Source organism: Kitasatospora saccharophila, from assembly GCF_039529925.1.
Lineage (GTDB): Bacteria > Actinomycetota > Actinomycetes > Streptomycetales > Streptomycetaceae > Kitasatospora > Kitasatospora saccharophila.
On record NZ_BAAANS010000005.1, the window covers coordinates 166,725 to 186,308 of the forward strand.

17 protein-coding genes are annotated in these 19,584 nt (G+C 72.3%); 12 read left to right on the plus strand and 5 right to left on the minus strand.

Annotation, left to right across the window (positions count from 1 at the left end):
* Positions 1-23 precede the first annotated feature (23 nt).
* The 5 genes from ABD345_RS06040 (at position 24) to ABD345_RS06060 (ending at position 2,643) form a co-directional block, all read left to right on the plus strand.
* Entirely contained in the window at positions 24-740 is a 717-nt protein-coding gene (locus ABD345_RS06040; protein WP_344550720.1) for a GNAT family N-acetyltransferase, read from the plus strand.
* A gap of 139 nt (positions 741-879) precedes the next feature.
* Positions 880-1,143 (plus strand): DUF1876 domain-containing protein, encoded by a 264-nt coding sequence (locus ABD345_RS06045; RefSeq protein WP_344550721.1) that lies wholly within the window; start codon positions 880-882, stop codon positions 1,141-1,143.
* A 124-nt stretch (positions 1,144-1,267) separates the two neighbouring features.
* Entirely contained in the window at positions 1,268-1,915 is a 648-nt protein-coding gene (locus ABD345_RS06050) for a Pr6Pr family membrane protein (protein ID WP_344550722.1), read from the plus strand.
* Between the two features lie 48 nt (positions 1,916-1,963).
* Positions 1,964-2,248: a hypothetical protein gene (locus ABD345_RS06055; protein WP_344550723.1), complete on the plus strand. Its 285-nt coding sequence runs from the start codon at positions 1,964-1,966 to the stop codon at positions 2,246-2,248.
* Entirely contained in the window at positions 2,230-2,643 is a 414-nt protein-coding gene (locus ABD345_RS06060; RefSeq protein ID WP_344550724.1) for a PIN domain-containing protein, read from the plus strand. The genes ABD345_RS06055 and ABD345_RS06060 overlap by 19 nt, the downstream gene beginning before the upstream one ends.
* Positions 2,644-2,672: 29 nt before the next feature.
* Here the strand turns inward: ABD345_RS06060 and ABD345_RS06065 are convergent, their stop codons facing one another.
* On the minus strand, positions 2,673-3,485 hold the full coding sequence (locus tag ABD345_RS06065; protein ID WP_344550725.1) for an IclR family transcriptional regulator: 813 nt from the start codon (positions 3,483-3,485) through the stop codon (positions 2,673-2,675).
* Between the two features lie 202 nt (positions 3,486-3,687).
* On the opposite strand from ABD345_RS06065, the gene ABD345_RS06070 reads away from it, so the two are divergent.
* The 3 genes from ABD345_RS06070 to ABD345_RS06080 are packed head-to-tail and all read left to right on the plus strand — an operon-like array spanning position 3,688 to position 6,844.
* Positions 3,688-4,986, plus strand: a complete 1,299-nt coding sequence (locus ABD345_RS06070; RefSeq protein WP_344550761.1) for an extracellular solute-binding protein — start codon at positions 3,688-3,690, stop codon at positions 4,984-4,986.
* Positions 4,987-5,018: 32 nt separating this feature from the next.
* Positions 5,019-5,993: a carbohydrate ABC transporter permease gene (locus ABD345_RS06075; RefSeq protein WP_344550726.1), complete on the plus strand. Its 975-nt coding sequence runs from the start codon at positions 5,019-5,021 to the stop codon at positions 5,991-5,993.
* Positions 5,990-6,844, plus strand: coding sequence for a carbohydrate ABC transporter permease (locus tag ABD345_RS06080; protein ID WP_344550727.1), 855 nt, complete (start codon positions 5,990-5,992; stop codon positions 6,842-6,844). The genes ABD345_RS06075 and ABD345_RS06080 overlap by 4 nt, the downstream gene beginning before the upstream one ends.
* A gap of 38 nt (positions 6,845-6,882) precedes the next feature.
* On the opposite strand, the gene aroA is transcribed toward ABD345_RS06080, so the two are convergent.
* From aroA to ABD345_RS06095, 3 genes are all read right to left on the minus strand, one after another.
* On the minus strand, positions 6,883-8,115 hold the full coding sequence (gene aroA, locus ABD345_RS06085; RefSeq protein WP_344550728.1) for a 3-phosphoshikimate 1-carboxyvinyltransferase: 1,233 nt from the start codon (positions 8,113-8,115) through the stop codon (positions 6,883-6,885).
* A 148-nt stretch (positions 8,116-8,263) separates the two neighbouring features.
* On the minus strand, positions 8,264-8,566 hold the full coding sequence (locus tag ABD345_RS06090; protein WP_344550729.1) for a hypothetical protein: 303 nt from the start codon (positions 8,564-8,566) through the stop codon (positions 8,264-8,266).
* A gap of 63 nt (positions 8,567-8,629) precedes the next feature.
* Entirely contained in the window at positions 8,630-10,246 is a 1,617-nt protein-coding gene (locus ABD345_RS06095) for an ABC-F family ATP-binding cassette domain-containing protein (protein WP_344550730.1), read from the minus strand.
* Positions 10,247-10,827: 581 nt separating this feature from the next.
* On the opposite strand from ABD345_RS06095, the gene ABD345_RS06100 reads away from it, so the two are divergent.
* The 4 genes from ABD345_RS06100 to ABD345_RS06115 are packed head-to-tail and all read left to right on the plus strand — an operon-like array spanning position 10,828 to position 18,437.
* Positions 10,828-11,919: an LCP family protein gene (locus ABD345_RS06100; protein WP_380272766.1), complete on the plus strand. Its 1,092-nt coding sequence runs from the start codon at positions 10,828-10,830 to the stop codon at positions 11,917-11,919.
* A 21-nt stretch (positions 11,920-11,940) separates the two neighbouring features.
* Positions 11,941-15,732: a bifunctional glycosyltransferase/CDP-glycerol:glycerophosphate glycerophosphotransferase gene (locus ABD345_RS06105; protein WP_344550731.1), complete on the plus strand. Its 3,792-nt coding sequence runs from the start codon at positions 11,941-11,943 to the stop codon at positions 15,730-15,732.
* The gene (locus tag ABD345_RS06110) at positions 15,725-16,963 is read left to right on the plus strand and encodes a hypothetical protein (RefSeq protein ID WP_344550733.1); all 1,239 of its coding nucleotides are present in this window, start codon (positions 15,725-15,727) and stop codon (positions 16,961-16,963) included. Before ABD345_RS06105 ends, ABD345_RS06110 begins: the two co-directional genes overlap by 8 nt.
* Entirely contained in the window at positions 16,956-18,437 is a 1,482-nt protein-coding gene (locus ABD345_RS06115; RefSeq protein ID WP_344550734.1) for a hypothetical protein, read from the plus strand. The genes ABD345_RS06110 and ABD345_RS06115 overlap by 8 nt, the downstream gene beginning before the upstream one ends.
* A gap of 7 nt (positions 18,438-18,444) precedes the next feature.
* Here the strand turns inward: ABD345_RS06115 and ABD345_RS06120 are convergent, their stop codons facing one another.
* Positions 18,445-19,455, minus strand: a complete 1,011-nt coding sequence (locus ABD345_RS06120) for an endonuclease/exonuclease/phosphatase family protein (RefSeq protein WP_344550735.1) — start codon at positions 19,453-19,455, stop codon at positions 18,445-18,447.
* Positions 19,456-19,584: the final 129 nt, after the last annotated feature.

Consider the following 19,584-nt stretch of genomic DNA (forward strand, 5'->3'; position numbering starts at 1 on the left):
TCGACCGGGAGGGCTCCGCGGACATGGACACCATCGACAGCCTCGACACCGCCGTACTGGACGACCCCGTCGGCGCCTCGCTGGGCGGCGCCCACGCGCACCTGGCCCGGCGGCACGGGCAGGCGGTGCGCTACGACCCGGAGGTGGCGAGCTTCAGCAGCGTCGGCGCCGCGCCCGGGCCCGGCGCCTGGGACGACCTGACCGGGCTGCTCGGGGCCGGGGAGTTCGCCGACCTGTTCAGCTGCCCGGCGCTGCCGCCCGCCCGCTGGAAGCCCGAATTCGTCCTGGACGGGCACCAGTTGGTACAGCGGGAACCCGTCCGCCCGGCACTGCCCGCCGGACTGCGGGTGGTCGAACTCGGCGCCGCCGACGTGCCCGAGATGCTGGCCCTGGTGGAGCGCACCCGCCCCGGCCCGTTCCGGCCGCGCACCCGCGAACTCGGCACCTACCTGGGCGTCCGCGACCCCCGCGACCCGGACGGCGCGCTGCTCGCGATGGCCGGCGAACGGCTGCGCCCGCCCGGCTTCACCGAGGTCTCCGCCGTCTGCACCGCCCCCGAGGCCCGCGGCCGCGGCCTGGCCGCCCACCTGGTCGGCGAACTCGCCGCCCGGATCACCGCCCGCGGCGAACGCCCGTTCCTGCACGTCGCCGCCGCCAACACCGGCGCGCGCGCCCTCTACGAGCGGCTCGGCTTCGTCCGCCGCGCCGACGTGGTCTTCCGCGGCTTCCGCACCCCCTGACCGCCGCCGCACCGGGTGCCCGCCCGCCGCGCGTTGACGCCCGGCGGGCCGCGGCGGAGGCTGGAGGGGAACGCGAGACCGGGGGGACGAGGGGCGCCGGCCGCCCGTGCGCCGGTGCGCGCCCGGAAGGTGAACCGTCATGCAGAACCACTGGCTCGTCGACCTGAACTTCGACGAGGACGACTCCCGCACCACCTGCACCGCCGCGCTCAGCGGCTTCAGCGCCCCCGGCGCCCGCGGCACCGGGGCGGCCCGGCGCAACCCGGACGACGAGGCCGACCCCGCGATCGGCGAGGAACTCGCCGCCGCCCGCGCCTGCAACGACCTCGCCCGGCAGCTGATCGGGCGCGCCGCGACCGGCATCGAGGGCCACACCCACACCCCCGCGCAGCTGTCCTTCTGAGCCCGCGGGCGGGCGCGCACCACCCCCGACCGGTGATCTTTTCCGACCGTCGAACCGGCGGGTAGAGTGCGGCGACCTGTCGTGCCCACGGGGGGCACCGCCGAAACGAACGTCCGGTGACCGCATGACCGTCTGGGCCCGACCCGCCACCTGGTGGCGCAGCGCCATCGTCCTGTCCGCGTTCCTGGGGATCTTCCTCAGCAACAGCTCGCTGGTGTACTTCACCATCCAGAGCAACGTGATCGTGCTCGGCTACTTCCTGGCCGCGATCTACTGGACGGCCAGGCGCGACACCGCCGACGCCCCCGCGCCCCGGCTGCGCGGCGCCGCCGTCCTGTACATCACCATCACCGGCATCGTCGCGCACGTCCTGCTCAACCACGGCGAGAACCCGCTGCCCGGCCTGACCTCCGGCGACGTGGTCCAGCACTGGTCCAGCTTCTTCCTGCACTACACCACCCCGGTCCTGGTCCTCGGCGAGTGGCTGCTGTTCTCCCCCCGCAACGCCTCCCGCTGGCGCGACCTGCCGCTGTGGCTCTCCTACCCCCTCGGCTACGCCCTGCTGACCGAGGCCCGCGCCATCCTGCTCCCGCACTTCCCGGTCCGCTACCCCTACTTCTTCCTCGACCCCACCGAGAAGGGCTACGCCTGGGTCGGCCTCCAGATGGTCGAACTCGTCGCCGAGTTCGCCGTCCTGGGCGCCCTGGTCATCGGCCTGGACCGCCTCGGCACCAGGCTCCGCCCCCGGGCCCCGAAGCCCGCCGAGGTCTGACGGATCACCGCCGGGGCCGCTTTCCCACTTCTTTGATAATCTCGGCCCGTGACCGAGAGCGTGTACAACATCGGCGAGGGCCCCGCCACCAGGGTCAGCCTCTCCCTGCCTGAGGGCACCGCGGCCGCCATCCGGGAACGGGTCGGGAAGCGTGAGTTCTCGGCGTTCATCACTGCCGCCGTCGAACGCGAACTCCGCGGCCGGATACTGGACGAGTACCTGGCCGACTACGAACGTCGCAACGGGCCGATCTCGACCGCCGCGCAGGACCGCGCCCGCGAGGTGTTCGACGAGGTGTTCGCCGGGGAGAGCGAATGGCCCGCCGCAAGCTGAACCACGAGGGCACTCTGGTCCTCGACTCCGAGGGTCTCTCGCAGTTGCTGGCCGACCGTGAGCCCGTGGTCGCGCTGGTCGCGGAGGCCCGCGCCCGGGGCATGGAGGTGGTGATCAGCGCGCTGACCGTCATCGAGGCGGTGCACGCACGCACCGACCAAGCCCGGCTGCGCTGGTTGCTCTCCGGGCTGCGGATCGCCCCGGTCGGCGAGGAGGAGGCCAAGGCCGCGTCCGCCCTGCTGCTCGCGGCCGGCCTGCACGGCCACAAGTACGCGATCGACGCCGCGGTGGCCGAACTCGCCCTCCGGCAGCAGCGGCCGGTGGTGGTGCTGACCTCGGACGTCGACGACCTCACCAAGCTCTGCGGAGGCCGCGTCCGGCTGATCCCCGTGTAGTCCGCGATCGGCCCGCGGCAGCCGCGTCGTCAGCGCGTCGAGCCCATCCGCCTGGAGACGCGGGCGGCGGTGGCGGCGACCACGGGGCCGAGTTCGCGGGCGCGGGCGGCGGTGATGCGGGAGGTGAGGGCGGAGGTGGAGATGGCGCCGATGACGGTGTTGTTGTGGTCGAAGACGGGGGCGGCGATGCAGCGGACCTCGGGTTCGTTCTCGCGGTCGTCGACGGCGTAGCCGCGGGTGCGGATCCGGGTGAGGTCGGTGCGCAGGGCGGCGGCGGAGGTGAGGGTGCGGGTGGTGATCGCGGGGAGGCCGTCGGCGACGACGGCGGCGAGGGCCTCCTCGGGCATCCAGGCGAGCATGGCCTTGCCGACGGCGGTGCAGTACATGGGGGCGCGGCTGCCGATCCGGGAGGCCATCCGGACGGCGGTCTCGTTCTCGACCTTGTCGACGTAGACCACGTACGGGGTGTCGGGGACGCACAGGTGGACGGTGCCGCCGACCTCGCGCATCAGCTGGTGGGCCTCCTCGGAGGCGGCGGTGCGCAGGTCGAGGGTGGCGAGGTAGGCCTGGCCGAGCTGGAGGGCGCCGGGGCCGAGCCGGAAGTGGCCGGTGTCGCGGTCGCGGGCGAGGAGCTGGGCGTCGACCAGCGGGGCGGCCAGCCGCAGCACGGTGGACTTGGACATCTCCAGGCCGTCGGCGAGCGCGGTGAGGCTGAGGTCGGTGCCGGCCGCCGCGTGGTCCCGGACGTGTTCGAGCACCGCGAGGGCGCGGCGCAGCGACGCGGACTGGTTGCGTTCCGGCCGGCCCTCGGCGGGTCGGCTCTCGGCGGCGGTGCTGGTCATGGGGTGTGACGCTACGGCGGGGAGGGCCCCGGTGCCAGTTCCGCAGCACATCGTTTTGCAGTGCAGAACTTTCGCGGTCTGCTCTTGTCGCCGTGCCCGGCGAGTTTCTAACGTCCCGCTCACACCGATCCCCCACTGCATGTCCCGGTTCGTCCCGGGGCGCGCAGGTGCGTCCCGCTGCGGCGAGGAGATGACGTTGAGCATGAAGAAGCTGGCCCGTGGTGCCGCCCTTGCCGTGCTGGCCGGCACCGTGGCCACGGCCTGTGCGCCGGGCACCGCGAAGACCGCGACGTCCGCGGACAAGCAGACCGGCACCGTGAAGGTGTGGCTGTACGACGAGGCGAACCGGGCGCCCAAGGAGCAGGTGGTGGCGCAGGCCGTCGCCGACTTCAAGGCGAAGCACGCGGGCGTCGAGGTGGAGGTCTCGTACATCCCGACCGACGCCGGTCCGCGCGCCGAGAAGATGAAGGGCGCGTTCAACGACCCGTCCTCGGCCCCGGACGTGGTGGAGTTCGGCAACACCGACCTGTTCGGCTACACCGCCTCGGGCGGCCTGGCCGACATCACCTCCGACCTGGCGGGCTGGGAGGAGGGCAAGGACCTGCCGCAGGACCTGAAGGACACCGCGGTGGTCGACGGCAAGACGTACGGCCTGCCGTGGTGGCTGGGCGTGCGCGCGCTGTACTACCGCACCGACGTGTTCACCGAGCTGGGCCTGCAGGCGCCGACCAGCTACGCCGAGCTGAAGTCGGCGGCGGAGAAGGTCCGGGCCGCGCACGGCGACCTGCTGGGCATCGCGGTCGGCGGCAAGTACACCTTCGGCGCGCTGCCGTTCGTGTGGGCCGACGGCGGCGACCTGGCGACGGCGAGCGGCTCGGCGTACACCTCGGCGATCGACTCGGCGCAGTCGCAGGCGGGCGTGAAGGCGTACACCGACCTGTTCACGGACGCGATCTGCCCGGCGCAGCAGTGCGCCGACCTGACCGGCGGCAAGACCGTGGAGTCGTTCGCGGCGGGCAAGGCCGGCATGGCGATCCTGCCGAACTCCTCGCGCAGCGCGGTGGAGGCGGGCGCGGCGGCCGGCAAGTACGCGATCGTGCCGCTGCCGGGCGCCGAGGCCGGGAAGATCGCCCCGGCGTTCTCCGGCGGCAACGACCTGGGCGTGATGAAGTCGACCCAGCACCGCAGCCTGGCGGTCGACTTCATGAAGGAGCTGGCCTCCAAGAAGAACCAGCTGGCGCTGTTCGACGCGATGGGCAACCTGCCGACGCTGTCCTCGGCGCGCGCCGAGGTGGTGCAGAAGCAGCCGTGGCTGAAGCCGTTCACGGACACCATCGAGGCCGGCACCAAGTTCGTCCCGAAGGACGCCGCCTGGGCCAAGATCGACGCCCAGAACGTGGTGCCGACGATGCTGCAGAAGGTCATCACCGGCAAGTCCGACGTGGCCGGTGCCACCAAGGAGGCCGCGGCCGCGATGAACACCTCGTTCAGCGGCAAGTAGCCAGGGTCCCGTAGGAGAACCGGAAGTTGTCGATGCCTGCCACGACCGTCACCGCCCGGGCGGACCAGGGGGACTCCCCCGTCCGCCCGGCGGGCGGCGCCCCCGCCGGGGCCCGCCGCCGCACCGGGCCGCTCGCCCGGATCCCCGTCCCGCTGTGGCTGCTGCTGCCGGCCGCCCTGGTGCTGATCCCGCTGTTCGGCTACCCGCTGTACCAGCTGGGCCTGCTGTCGGTGCTGAAGTTCGGGCAGCCGCAGGCGTCGGGCGGAGTGCCGACCGAGTTCGTCGGCCTGTCGAACTACACCGACGTCCTGGGCGACGAGCAGTTCTGGACGGTGCTCGGCCAGACCCTGGCGTTCGCCGCGTTCTGCGTGCTGACCACCCTGGCGGTCGGCGCGACCTGCGCGGTGCTGCTGACCCGGGTCGGCAAGTGGCCGCGGCTGATGCTGATGTTCGGCGCGCTGGGCGCCTGGGCGGCGCCCGCGATGACCGGCTCCACGGTGTGGATGTTCCTGCTGGACACCAACTCCGGCCTGGTCAACGAGGTCCTCGGCACCCAGGGCCACAACTGGATGTACGACAAGTGGTCGGCGTTCGCGATGGTCGCCGTGGTCGTGGTCTGGCACAGCTTCCCGTTCGTGATGATCACCCTGTACGCGGGCATCCAGGCGATCCCGGACTCCGTGCTGGAGGCCGCCCGGCTGGACGGCGCCGGGACGGTCACGATCTTCCGGAGGATCATGCTGCCGATGCTGCGGCCGCTGCTGGTGATCGTGGTGATCCAGTCGGTCATCTGGGACTTCAAGGTCTTCACCCAGATCTACGTGATGACCGGGGGCGGCGGCATCGCCGGCCAGAACCTGGTTCTGAACGTCTACGCCTACCAGAAGGCGTTCGTCGCCGAGAACTACAGCCTCGGCGCCGCGATCGGCGTCCTGATGACGCTGATCCTGCTGGGCGTCACCGCCATCTACATCCGCAGCCTGCGCCGCTCCGGGGAGGAACTGTGATCAGCAAGCGCGACAACCGGGTGCTGCGGCAGGGCGCCAACACCGTCGCCGTGGTGCTGGCCCTGCTGACGGTGTTCCCGCTGTACTGGATGGTGCTGTCGGCGCTGAAGCCGAAGGGCGAGATCACCTCGGCGCACCCGCGGCCGTGGACGTTCGCGCCGACACTGGAGAACTTCCGCAACGCGCTGGGGGTGTCCGGCTTCGGCCGGTACTTCCTGAACAGCCTGGCGGTGGCGGTGGTCGTGGTGGTGGTGTCGGCCGCGATCGCCTTCCTGGCGGCGGTGGCGCTGTCCCGGTTCAAGTTCAGGTTCAGGACCACCATCCTGATCATGTTCCTGGTGGCGCAGATGGTGCCGGTGGAGGCGCTGACCATCCCGCTGTTCTTCCTGGTCCGGGACATCGGCTCGGTCGCGCCGGGCTTCGGCCTGTCCTCGCTGGGCTCGCTGATGCTGGTGAACCTGGCGTTCTCGCTGCCGTTCGCGGTGTGGATGCTGCGCGGCTTCGTCGCCGCGGTGCCGGAGTCGCTGGAGGAGGCGGCCCGGATCGACGGGGCGAGCCGGTTCACCATCCTGTGGCGGATCCTGTTCCCGCTGGTGGCCCCCGGCCTGGCGGCGACCAGCGTGTTCTCCTTCATCACGGCGTGGAACGACTTCGTGTTCGCCAAGACGCTGATCTTGGACACCGACCACCAGACGCTGCCGGCCGCGCTGATGGTGTTCTTCAAGCCGGACGAGAACGACTGGGGCGGCATCATGGCCGCCTCGACCCTGATGACGGTGCCGGTGCTGGTCTTCTTCGTGCTGGTCCAGCGGCACATGGTGTCGGGCCTGGGCGGCGCGGTGAAGGACTGAGCCCTCCCCCGCACCCTCCCGTTCGCCGTCCGCGCGGCTCAGCCCTCCGGCTGTGCCGCCCAGGCGGCGAACGCGTCGTGGAAGCCGGGGAAGGTCTTGCGCACGCAGCCCGGGTCGTCGAAGGTCGTGCCCGGGGTGCGCAGCCCGGCGACGGCGAAGGACATCACGATCCGGTGGTCGCCGCGGGTCTCGATCTCGACCGGCTGCGGGGTGCCGGGGCGGATCTCGATCCAGTCCCGGCCGGTGGCGACGTCGACGCCTTGGCGGCGCAGGTTCTCCGCGCAGGCGTCGAGCCGGTCGCACTCCTTGATCCGGGTGTTGTAGACGTCCTCGATCCGGATCGGGCCGGAGGCGAACGGGGCGATGGCGGCCAGCGTCGGCATGGTGTCGGAGATGTCGCGCATGTTGACGGTGCCGCCGGTGAGCGTGCCGCCGGTGACGGTGGTGGCGTCGGCGCCGATCTCGACCTTCGCGCCGAGCCGCTCCAGCACCTCGACGAACCTCAGGTCGCCCTGCAGCGCGCCGCGGCCCAGCCCGGGGACGGTCACCTCGCGGCCGGTCAGCGCGGCGGCGGCGAAGAAGTACGAGGCGGTGGAGGCGTCCGGCTCGACCGGGTACCGGGCGGCGGTGTAGCCGCCGGACGGGACGTCGAACACGTTGCCCTCGCGGGCCACCTCGACGCCGAAGCTGCGCATCATCGCGAGGGTGATCTCGACGTACGGGGCGGAGACCAGGTCGGTGACGTTGATCCGCAGGCCGGTGCGGGTGAGCGGGCCGAGCAGCAGCAGTGCCGTCAGGTACTGCGAGGACAGCCCGGCGTCGAGCGTCACCTCGCCGCCCTCGACGCCCGCCGCGCGGATGCTCAGCGGGTGGTGGCCCTCGGCGCCGTGGTGCTCCAGCTCGACGCCGAGGTCGCGCAGCGCGGTGGTGAGCGGGCCGAGCGGGCGGCGGCGCATCTGCTCGGACGCGTCGAAGTGGAAGGTGCCGTGCCCGGCGGCGGCCAGCGTCGGCAGGAAGCGCGCGGTGGTGGCGCCGTCCCGGCAGAACACCGACGCCCCGTCCGCCCCGGGGCCCTGCGGGCGCCCGGTGATCCGCCACTCCCGCTCCGCGCGCTCCACCCGGTAGCCGAGCGCGCCCAGCCCCTCGGCGAAGCCCTCGGTGTCGTCCGACACCAGCGGCCGCACCAGCGTCGTCACCCCGTCCGCCGCCGCGGCCAGGAACAGCGCGCGCGCCGTCACCGACTTCGAACCGGGGATCTCGACCAGCGCCACGGCGCACACTCCAGCGGGGAACGACGACAGAACCCCCCGATCCTGCCCTCCCGCCCCCGCCCCGGGCCGACTCGTCCCACGGTGCGGACACCGGAACGGGACCGCGGGGCCGGAGAGGAGGGAACGGCGGCGGGAGGAGCGGCCGGGGTCAGGCCGCGGCGGCGCGCAGGTCGTCGGCGGTGAGCAGCGACCGCAGGCGGATGCCCTCGGCCGCGAGCGCCCCGGCGCCGCCCTGCCCGCGATCGATCACGCACAGCACCTCGGTGCCGGGCGGCACCAGCGGGGCCATCCGGCGGGCGATCTCGTCCAACAGCACCGGGTCCCCCTCGAACCGGTACTTGTCGAAGTACTCGGTCGCGGTGCGGCCCGAGCGGAGCGTGAACTCCCCCGTCAGGTGGGAGGCGGCGTGGATGCGGCGGGCCAGGTCGGTGTGCGTCTCGGTGTCTGTCACAGATGGTCAGTCTCCCATCCTCCTTTCCGGACAGGGTGGTTGGGGTACCGACGGCCCACCGGGTCAGCGCGGGTCGGTCGGGTGCAGTTCGCCTCCGTCCCAGTCCAGCCAGCGGGTGATGCCGATCTCGCGGAGGAAGGGGAGGTCGTGGCTGGCGACGATCAGGGTGCCGCGGTAGCCGGCCAGGGCCTGGGTGAGTTGGCGGACGCTGGCGAGGTCGAGGTTGTTGGTGGGTTCGTCGAGCAGCAGGAGCTGCGGGGGCGGGTCGGCGAGCAGCAGGGCGGCCAGCGTGGCCCGGAAGCGTTCGCCGCCGGAGAGGGTGCCGGCCGGCTGGTCGGCGCGGGCGCCGCGGAACAGGAAGCGGGCCAGTCGGGCCCGGATCTCGTTGTCGGTGGCGCCGGGGGCGTGTGCCTTGACGTTCCGGAAGACCGTCTCCCGCTCGTCCAGGACGTCCAACTGCTGGGGGAGGTGGCGCAGTTGGACGGGGGTGGTGACCATGCCCTCGGCGGGGGCGAGGTCGCCGGCGATGGTGCGCAGCAGCGTGCTCTTGCCGGAGCCGTTGCGGCCGGTGAGGGCGATCCGCTCGGGGCCGCGCAGTTCCAGGTCGATCCGGCCGCGGCCGCCGTGGGCCAGGCGGACGCCCTCCAGGGTGAGGACGGTGCGCCCGGCGGGGACGGCGGTGCGGGGCAGGTCGATCCGGATCTCGGCGTCGTCGCGGACGGCCTCCTCGGCGGTGGCCAGCCGTTCCTTGGCCTCGTCGAGGCGTTCGGTGTGCATGCCGCGCAGGCGGCCGGCGGTCTCCTCGCCCTTGCCCTGGAGCTTGTCGGCCAGCGCCTTGGGGTCGTTGCGGCGCACCGAGCGCTGCTTGCCGTAGGCGGCGGACTTGGCGAGCCGCTGGGTGGCCTCGACCAAGTCCCGTTTCTGGCGCTTGACGTCGGCCTCGGCGTTGCGGACGACGCGTTCGGCGGCCTCCTGCTCGGCCTCCAGGGCCTCCTGGTAGGCGCTGAAGTTGCCGCCGTACCAGGTGACCCCGCCGTCCCGCAGGTCGGCGATCTGGTCGACCCGCTCCAGTAGTTCGCGGTCGTGGCTGACCAGCAGCAGCACGCCGGGGAAGGCGGCCACCGCGTCGTACAGCCGGGCCCTGGCCCGGACGTCCAGGTTGTTGGTGGGCTCGTCGAGCAGCAGGACGTCGGGGCGGCGCAGCAGCAGGGCGGCGAGGTGCAGCAGGACGGCCTGGCCGCCGGAGAGTTCGCCGGTGGTGCGGTCGAGGTCGAGTTCGGCCAGGCCGAGGCGGTCGAGGGTGGCGCGGGCGCGCTCCTCGACGTCCCAGTCGTCGCCGATCGCGGTGAAGTGGCGTTCGTCCGCGTCTCCCGACTCGATGGCGTGCAGGGCCTCGCGCCGGGCGCGGATGCCGAGCGTCTCGTCCACCCGCCGTCCGGCGGCGACCGTCAGGTCCTGCGGGAGGTAGCCGAGTTCGCCCGCGACCCGGACGGTGCCGGCGGCCGGGGTGAGTTCGCCGGCGATCAGCCGCAGCAGCGTGGACTTGCCCGCGCCGTTGAGGCCGACCAGGCCGGTGCGGCCGGGGCCGACGGCGAGGTGGAAACCGCTCAGCACGGGGCGGCCGTCGGGCCACTCGAAGCCGAGGTCGGTGCAGAGGATCGAGGTGGTGGGTTGCGCCATGAGGGCCTCCTGGAGGTTGCCGCGGGAAGGGGGAGCAACACGGGAGACACCGGGGGCGCGGGAGTGCGGAGGGCCGTCGCGGGGCCGCCTCCTCCGGAGGGGAGACGGGAGGGTCCGCACGGGAGCCGTGGCGGCTGCCCTGCCGAGGTCGCACTCGCGCCCGCACGCCGACCGACCCGGAGGGGACACGGGTGTGCGGCGTGGCGCGGTGTCTCATGACCTCAGACGAGCAACGGCCTTCTCCAGACGTGCGGGGCTGTAACGTCTCCGAGGTTACGCAGCCCCCCACGCCCCCCGCAACGGAATTAGGTCCCGTCCTCGCGGGGCCGGGCGCCCGCCCTCGCGGACCGCCCGGCGGGGGATCGGGCGGGGCCGGGCGCCCGGACGACGGCGGCGCCGGAAATGCACTCCCCCCCCCCCCGCCGGTCCGACGGGCCGATCGCGGAAAGCGATCATCCGAACACGTACGGCTTCGGTATATTGCTGTGATCAAAAAAGTAAACGTCTGATGAATATCGCGTGAGAGCATGTCCCCCTCCGGGTACGCACCGTTGCCCGTGAAGTGGGAGGACGCTCGACCCATGGCGCAGACTGACGAGATGTCGGCCGCACCGGAATCCGCACCGGAGCCCGATCCGGGAACCGCACCCGGCCGGAAGGCCAAGCCCCGCCGCAAGGGCCGGCGGATCCTCCTGATCAGTGGCGGCGTGGTGCTCGCCCTCGTGCTGGCCGCCGCCGGCACCGGGTTCTGGCTGTACCGGCACCTGGAGAGCAACCTCAGCACCGTCGACATCGACAAGGCGCTCGGCGAGGACCGCCCGGCCGTGCTGCCGACCGGCGCGCAGGACATCCTGGTGCTCGGCTCGGACTCCCGCAGCGGCGACAACGGCGAGCTGGCGGGCGGCGACGTCGGCGGCACCGCGCGCTCCGACACGGCGATGGTGGTGCACATCCCCGAGGGCCGTGCCAACGCCACCGTGGTGAGCATCCCCCGCGACACCATGGTCGCCCGTCCGGCCTGCACCACGGCCGCCGGCAAGCAGGTGGCCGCCGCGCCCCGGGTGATGTTCAACTCGATCTACACCACGGCGGGTCCGGCCTGCGTGGTGAAGACCGTCGAGACCATGACCGGCCTGCGGATGAACCACTACGTCGAGGTCGACTTCGCCGGGTTCAAGGAACTGGTGGACGCGATGGGCGGGGTGGAGATCACCACCGACGTCGCGATCGACGACAAGTACAGCGGCCTGCACCTGCCCGCCGGCACCCACGTGCTGGACGGCACCCAGTCGCTCGCCTTCGTCCGCACCCGGCACGGCATCGGCGACGGCAGCGACCTCGGCCGGATCGGCCTGCAGCAGAAGTTCCTGCTCTCGGTGCTGTCCCAGCTCCAGCGCAAGGGCACCCTCTCCAGCCCGACCAAGGCGTACGGCGTGGCGAACGCGGCCACCAAGGCGCTCACCACCGACACCTCGCTGGGGTCGCTCACCGGCCTGCTCGACTTCGCGCAGAGCATGAAGGGCCTCCAGCCGGAGCGGATGAGGACCGTGATGCTCCCGGTCGTCGCCGACCGGATCGACCACAACCGGGTGGTCGCCGACGAGACCCGCGCCCAGCAGCTCTGGCAGGCGCTGCGCGAGGACAAGCCAGTTCCGGCCGCCACCGCCGGCTGACAGAAGAGACGGATTGCGTTCGTGGATGCCTACCGCCCGCGGCTGAGCGTCGTCGTGCCCTTCCAGGACGTCGAGGCGTACCTCGCCGAGTGCCTGGAGTCCATCGCCCGGCAGTCGTTCCGCGACTTCGAGGTGATCCTGGTGGACGACGGCTCGACCGACGGTTCCACCGGGATCGCCCGGGCGATGTGCGCCCGCGACCCGCGTTTCCGGCTGATCCGGCAGGACGCGCACGGCCCGGGCCACGCCCGCAACACCGGGCTGCGGGCGATGCACCCGGACGGCGAGTTCCTGGTCTTCGCCGACGGCGACGACGTGGTGCCCGAGCAGGCGTACGAGACGCTGCTGCGCACCCTGGAGGAGTCCGGTTCGGACTTCGTCTCCGGCAACGTGCAGATGATGACCTCCACGAAGAAGTGGCAGTCCCCGCTGCACAAGGCCCCGATGGCCGCCAACCGGCGGGGCACCCACATCACGAAGTACGACAAACTGATCTACGACCGTACGGTGTGGAACAAACTGTTCCGGCGCCGCTTCTGGGACTACTACTTCATCGAGTTCCCCGAGGGCGTCCTCTACGAGGACTCCTGGGTCAACATGTTCGCCCACTTCCGGGCGTCCAAGGTCGACACCATCACCGACGTCGTCTACTACTGGCGCCGCCGCGAGGGCAACGCCGCCCCCTCCATCACCCAGCGGCACCACGAGGTCGACAACCTGCGCGACCGGGTCAACGCCGTCCTCACCGTCAGCCGCTTCCTCGGCCGGCACCGCTCCAGGACCTTCGCCGAGTCCAAGCGCAAGTACGACCTGGCCTGCCTCGCCTCCGACCTGATGCTCCACCTGAAGGCGCTCCCGGACGGCGACGAGGAGTACCGGACCTCCTTCATCACCTGGGCCAACGAGTTCCTGGACGAGGCCGGCGAGGACCTGATCGAGGAACTGCCCGCCGAGGCCCGGGTGAAGTGGCTGCTGGTGCGCCGCCGCAAGCTCCAGGCGCTGCTGGATGTCGTCGAGTTCGAGCGCCGGGGCGGGCCGATGCCGGTCCAGCGCCGCTTCCACCGGTACCTGAAGTACCCGCACCTCGACGACCGCGGGACCGGCATCGGCCGCAAGGCGTACCGGCTCGGCAAGGAGCTGTCGCTGCACGGCTCGATCGGCGGGGTCCGGTGGGACGGCGACCGGTTGGAGTTCTCCGGCAACGCCTACATCCGCTTCCTGAACGTCCACAAGCGGCACATGTCGATCAAGGCGCTGGCCCTGCGCAACAAGAAGCAGGGCCGGATGCTGCTGGTGCCCGCCCGCACCGTCTACGCGCCGCAGGCCACCGAGCACTCCAACCAGAACCGCTACTGCTACGACTGGTCCGGGTTCAGCGCGAGCTTCGACACCAACCGGCTCAAGCAGAAGGGCCAGTGGGTCGAGGGCACCTGGGACGTCGCCGCCGGAGTGCTCAGCCGCGGCCTGTTCCGCTACCGCGGCCTGGACCGCGGCAGCGCCGGCAGCGCCGCCAACCCGCCCTACCGGTACGTCGACAAGAACACCCGGGTGCTGCCGCTGTTCGTCCAGAACCGGCTCAAGCTCCGCGTCGAGGTGGTCCGCTGCCGGATCACCGGGCACCGCCTGGTCGGCGACCGGCTCGAACTGCGCGGCGTCCACCTGGGCCCGACCGTCCCCACCGGCGGCCAGCTGCGGCTGGTCAGCCTCGGCGGCGCGGGCCGCGCCCAGGCCCCCGTCCACTTCACCCCCGGCGGCGAGGGCTGGTGCACCTTCACCGTCCGCGTCCCGCTGCGCTCCCTGGTGCCCTCGCACCGCGGCCACGGCGGCGGCGACGGCGAGGGGGGCGTCCCGGAGTCCTGGGACCTCGGCGCCAACGGCTGGAAGACCACCTTCCACGTCGCCGGGCGCAAGATGACGATGTACCCCGTGATGGCCGAGGACACCCCCGACGGCCACCACCGCCTCCCCGACGAGCTGCAGACCGCGGAGGGCGACCGGGAGCTCGTGGTGCACCGCAACGGCGCCGGCTACCTCGTCCTGTTCGAGCGCGCCGCCCTCCCGCTGGCGACCCGCTTCGGCTGGGAGGAGGACGGCACCCTGGAGGTCGTCGGCCGCTACCCCGGCCTGCAGCTGCTGCCCGTCGCGGAGCGCCGGCGGCTCCACCTGGTGCTGCGCTCGCGCGCCCAGGGCACCGAGCGCGCCGTCCCGGTCGAACTGGCCGGCGAGCACTTCCGGGCCCGCTTCGTCCCCGCCCGGATCCGCACCCTGGCCGGCACCGTCCCGCTCGCCGCCGGCCGCTGGGACCTCTTCCTGCGCCGCCAGGACCCGTCCCGCACCGCGCCCGCCGACCTGCTGCCCGACCTGATGCTCAAGCTGGACCAGGAGGCCATCCCCCGGCTCCCGCAGTCCGCGACGGCCGGCGGCCGCGACTACGAGCTCCAGGCCGAGGCGTACGACCGGCTGTCCCTGCTGGTCCACTCCGCGATGCCCGACCACGCCCGCGGCCCCTACCGGCAGAAGCTGCTGCGCACCAAGGCGTACCCCGCCGCCCGCCAGCAGCCCGTCCGGCCCACCGTGCTGTTCGACGCCTTCAAGGGCACCCAGTACTCCGACAGCCCGCGCGCCGTCCACGAGGAACTGGTGCGCCGCGGCGTCGCGCTGGAGCACCTGTGGGTGGTCAAGGACGACCAGGTGGACGTCCCCGACACCGCCCGCGCGGTGCGGATGTGGTCGCCCGAGTGGTACGAGGCGCTCGCCACCAGCCGCTACGTGGTGGCCAACAACCACCTGCCCGACTGGTTCCGCAAGCGGCCCGGCCAGGTCGTCGTGCAGACCTGGCACGGCACCCCGCTGAAGAAGATCGGCCACGACATCGAGGCCGTCCACTTCGCCGACAAGCGGTACCTGGAGCGCCTCGCCGTCGAGGTGGAGAACTGGGACCTGCTGGTCTCCCCGAACTCGTTCTCCACCCCGATCCTGCGCCGCGCCTTCGGCTTCCCCGGCGAGATGGTCGAGTCCGGCTACCCCCGCAACGACGTGCTGCGCCGCCCGGGCACCGAGCGGCTCGCCACCGGGATCCGCCGCCGGATCGGCGTCCCCGACGGCAAGCGGGTCGTGCTGTACGCGCCGACCTGGCGCGACGACCAGTACTACGCGCCCGGCCGGTACAAGTTCGACTTCCGGATCGACCTCGACGACGCCCGGGCGCGGCTCGGCGAGGACCACGTGCTGCTGGTCCGCCGCCACCCCAACGTGGTGGACCCGGTGCCGGGCGCCGGGGACGGCTTCGTCTTCGACGTCTCCGACTACCCGGACATGGCCGACCTGTCGCTGATCACCGACGTGATGGTCACCGACTACTCCTCGCTGATGTTCGACTACGTCAACACCGGTCGGCCGATCCTGTTCTTCACCTACGACCTGGAGCACTACCGCGACACCCTGCGCGGCTTCTACTTCGACTTCCAGAGCAGTGCCCCCGGGCCGCTGGTCTTCGACTCCGAGGAGCTGATCTCCTCGATCCGGGACGTGGACCTGATCGAGGAGCGCTACGCGGAGCGCTACCGGCGCTTCCAGGACGCCTTCTGCGACCTGGACGACGGGTACGCCTCGGTCCGCCTGGCCGACCGGATCCTGGTCGCGGGCGGCGACCTGGAGGCGCCCCCGCAGGACCTGTCGGCGCTCCCGCTCGGCGGTCCCCGGCCGGGCTCCCGTTCCTTCCGTGACCTCGACGGGGTCGCGACGACGGCGGAGGAGCCGCCGCGCGACCTCCAGGCAGAACTGCGCAGACGATTGGAATCGGCCCATGGCTGACCAGGCCAAGCACACCCGCCGCATCTTCAACGGTGTGGACACCAGCGGCGCCGTCCCGATCGAGTACCGCTTCTCGCACGCCCGCAACGGCAACCGGCACCTGGTCGTGGTGTTCGCCAACCTCAACGCACCGGACGAGTACGGCTGGGGCACCGGCGTCCTGGACAAGGTGCGCGGCAACGTCCTGTGGATCCGCGACCTCTTCGAGGGCGCCAACGCCTACTACCTGTGCAAGCGGATGGACTTCTCGCTGGAGCGGTCCGTCGCCGCGCTGATCGAGCGGGTGATGCGCTCGCTGCAGCTGACGCCGCAGGACGTCACCCTCTTCGGCAGCTCCAAGGGCGGCACCTCGGCGCTGTTCTTCGGCCTCAAGTACGGCTACGGCAACATCGTCGCCAGCGTGCCCCAGTTCAACATCGGCTCCTTCGTGCGGGACCACATGCCCAGTGCGGCGAAGGTGATGATGGGCGAGGTGACCGAGCAGAACGTCGCCGTCATCGACGCCCTCCTGCCGGACCTGGTGATCGACAGCCCGCACCGGAACGCCAACATCTACCTGATCACCTCCCCGCAGGACGAGCAGTACCTGCGGCAGGTGCAACCGTTCGTCCAGTTCTTCCAGGGCTACTCGAACTTCAACTTCGTCTACAACGACTCGGCGCTGATCGCCGGCCACGGCAAGGTGACGCTGCGGAACCTGCCGACCCTCCTGGCCATCCTCAACCTGCTGGTGGACGGCATCGTCCCGTACATCGGCCTGGTCACCAACGGCGGTGAGGTCGTGCAGCCCGACTACACCGTGATCGACCAGTTCCTCAAGGAGACCTCGCAGGTCCAGGGCGGCGCGTTCCCCAGCCCGGTGATCACCTTCCCCCCCGTGCAGGCGGTGCTCCCGCCGGACGGCGTGGCCATCACCGGCTCCGCGCCGGGCGGCGTGCGGATCAGCATCTGGGAGAACGGCAAGTACCTCGCCTCGGCCCCGGTCGCCCCCGACGGCAGCTGGTCCTGGCAGGCCAACCGGACCTTCACCCCGGGCCGGCACGTGATCCGCCTGTTCGCCGCCGACGCCGCCAACGTCCACAGCGACCGCTCCGAGGTGGTGTTCACCGTCGACCCGCAGGCCCCCCGGTACGCCCCCGCCCCCACCTTCGACGGGGCCGCGGCGGCGGGGGGACCGCCGCGCGACCTCCAGGCAGAACTGCGCGCACGATTGGAATCGGCCCATGGCTGACCAGGCCAAGCACACCCGCCGCATCTTCAACGGTGTGGACACCACCGGCGCCGTCCCGATCGAGTACCGCTTCTCGCACTCCCGCAACGGCAACCGGCACCTGGTCGTGGCGTTCGCCAACTTCACAGCACCGGACGAGTACGGCTGGAGCAACGGCGTCCTGGACAAGGTCCGCGGCAACGTCCTGTGGATCCGCGACCTCTTCGAGGGCGCCAACACCTACTACCTGTGCAAGCGGATGGACTTCTCGCTGGAGCGGTCCGTCGCCGCGCTGATCGAGCGGGTGATGCGCCTGCTGCACCTGACGCCGCAGGACGTCACGCTCTTCGGCAGCTCCAAGGGCGGCAGCGCGGCGCTGTTCTTCGGCCTCAAGTACGGCTACGGCAACATCGTCGCCGTCGTGCCCCAGTTCAGCATCGGCTCCTACGTGCGGGCCGGCATCCCCGGCGCGGCGAAGGTGATGATGGGCGAGGTGACCGAGCAGAACGTCGCCGTCCTCGACGCCGTCCTGCCGGACCTGGTGATCGGCAGCCCGCACCGGAACGCCAACATCTACCTGATCACCTCCCCGCAGGACGAGCAGTACGTGCGGCAGGTGCAACCGTTCGTCCGGTTCTTCCAGGGCTACTCGAACTTCAACTTCATCTACACCGACTCGGCGCTGATCACCGACCACGGCAAGGTGACGCTGCGGAACCTGCCCACCATCATGGGCATCCTGAACATGCTGGTGGACGGCATCGTCCCGTACATCGGCATGATCACCAACGGCGGTGAGGTGCTGCCGCCCGACCACGCCGCGATCGACCAGTTCCTCAAGGAGACCTCGCAGGTCCGGGGGGACGCCTTCCCCAGCCCGGTGATCACCTTCCCGCCGGTGGAGGCGGTGCTCCCGCCGGACGGCGTGGCCATCACCGGCTCCGCGCCGGGCGGCGTGCGGATCAGCATCTGGGAGAACGGCAAGTACCTCGGCTCGGCCCCGGTCGCCCCCGACGACAGCTGGTCCTGGCAGCCCAGCCGGAACTTCACCCCGGGCCGGCACCTGATCCGCCTGTTCGCCGCCGACGCCGCCAACGTCCACAGCGGCCACTCCGAAGTGGTGTTCACCATCGACCCGCAGGCCCCCCGCGCCCAGTACGCCCCCGCCGCGGCGGCGCCGGCGCTGCCCGCGCCGGTGGTCACCGACCCCGTCGACGAGAGCTACGTGGCCGGCCCCGCCGTCCGGCTGACCGGCCGCGCGGACGGCGCCGAACGGGTCGAACTCGCCATCGGGGAGCGGGTGCTGGGCACCGCCCCCGTCGAGGACGGCCGGTGGAGCTGGCAGCCCGTCTGGGAGTGGCGCGGCGGCGGGCACACCGTCGAGGTCCGGGCGGCCGACGCCGACGGCCGGGTCTCGCCGCCGGGCAAGGTCACCTTCGTGGTGGCGGGCGCGCTCGTCACCAACCCCGTGCTCCGGCAGCGCTACCTCGGCTGACGGGCCGTCAGAGCGCGGCGGTGACGGTGAGCAGCTCCGCCCGGTGGTCGGAGGAACCGGTGTCCACCTGGTGGCAGCCGTGCCGGGGCAGCGCGGTGAACAGGTAGTCCAGCTTGAGCCCGTTCTGGTGGGTGGGCGCGAAGCCGGAGCGCTGGTCCGGCTCCTGCTGGGCGCACTCCCGGACGGTGTCGAAGTAGGCGGCGGGCCAGATCCAGGCGTCCCTGCCGTTCTGGCCCGGCGGTGAGGAGTTGAAGTCGCCGCCGAACACCGAGCCGGTCGTGCCCGGCGCCCCGGCCGTCCCGGCGGCGAGCAGCGCCGCCAGCTGGTCGTCGCGGAGTTCCGCGGCGCGGTCGGACCGGTCGGCGGGCGGCAGCGGGAGGTGCGCGACGCACAGCCGCAGGCCGCCGCCGGACGCGGTGCCCGGGGAGGCCGGGGCCGCCGGGGAAGCGGCGCCGGCGCCGGTGGCGGTGGCGGTGGCGGTGGCGCACAGGATGCCGCGGCGCAGGCCGTGCTCGGGCTGGGGCGCGGCGACCGGGGAGACGTCCGTGAGCGGGGCCGCCGCCAGGATGCCGATGCCGGCCTGGCCCCGGCCGTCGCCGCAGTCCACCGGGGCGGCGGTGCCCGCGTCGTCCACCTCCGCGTACGGCTGGAAGGCGAGCCGCCAGTCGGCGCCGAGCCCGGTCCGGGCCCGTTCCAGGTCTCCCCGGCACGCCTCCTGCACCAGCACCGCCCGCACTCCGTGGTCCACCGCCAGCGAGCGCAGCGCCTCGGCCTTCTGTTCGCCGCCGCCGTACTTGCCGCAGCCCCAGGCGACTTCCCCGCACATGTTCCAGGTGGCCACCGTCAGCCGGGGCCCGACCGGCCCGGCCGGCCCGTCCGGGCCGCCCTCGCCGACCATCGCCTCCGCGTCGTGCCGCACCGCGGGCACCAGACCGAGCAGCAGCGCGCCCGCCGCCGCGCCCAGGACCAACCGCAGGCGGCGGCGCGCCCGCGGAACACTGCTGCTGTAGGGCGGCACGGCATCCCCCCGGAACGCTGAACGGTGACGGCGACCAGCGTAACTTCACCGCGGGGGCGTTCCGACCCCGGTCCCGGACCCGCCGTCCCCCGCCCGTCCGGGGGGCGTCGCGGCGCCGCCTAGAATCGT

Excerpts from the sequence above, each read along its gene's own strand:
- ABD345_RS06110 (WP_344550733.1), top strand. The coding sequence starts at position 15,725 with ATGGCTGACCAGGCCAAGCACACCCGCCGCATCTTCAACGGTGTGGAC.
- ABD345_RS06075 (WP_344550726.1), top strand. The coding sequence starts at position 5,019 with ATGCCTGCCACGACCGTCACCGCCCGGGCGGACCAGGGGGACTCCCCC.
- ABD345_RS06070 (WP_344550761.1), top strand. The coding sequence starts at position 3,688 with ATGAAGAAGCTGGCCCGTGGTGCCGCCCTTGCCGTGCTGGCCGGCACC.
- ABD345_RS06100 (WP_380272766.1), top strand. The coding sequence starts at position 10,828 with ATGGCGCAGACTGACGAGATGTCGGCCGCACCGGAATCCGCACCGGAG.
- ABD345_RS06050 (WP_344550722.1), top strand. The coding sequence starts at position 1,268 with ATGACCGTCTGGGCCCGACCCGCCACCTGGTGGCGCAGCGCCATCGTC.
- ABD345_RS06115 (WP_344550734.1), top strand. The coding sequence starts at position 16,956 with ATGGCTGACCAGGCCAAGCACACCCGCCGCATCTTCAACGGTGTGGAC.
- ABD345_RS06065 (WP_344550725.1), bottom strand. The coding sequence starts at position 3,485 with ATGACCAGCACCGCCGCCGAGAGCCGACCCGCCGAGGGCCGGCCGGAA.
- ABD345_RS06095 (WP_344550730.1), bottom strand. The coding sequence starts at position 10,246 with ATGGCGCAACCCACCACCTCGATCCTCTGCACCGACCTCGGCTTCGAG.
- ABD345_RS06060 (WP_344550724.1), top strand. The coding sequence starts at position 2,230 with ATGGCCCGCCGCAAGCTGAACCACGAGGGCACTCTGGTCCTCGACTCC.
- ABD345_RS06045 (WP_344550721.1), top strand. The coding sequence starts at position 880 with ATGCAGAACCACTGGCTCGTCGACCTGAACTTCGACGAGGACGACTCC.
- ABD345_RS06040 (WP_344550720.1), top strand. The coding sequence starts at position 24 with ATGGACACCATCGACAGCCTCGACACCGCCGTACTGGACGACCCCGTC.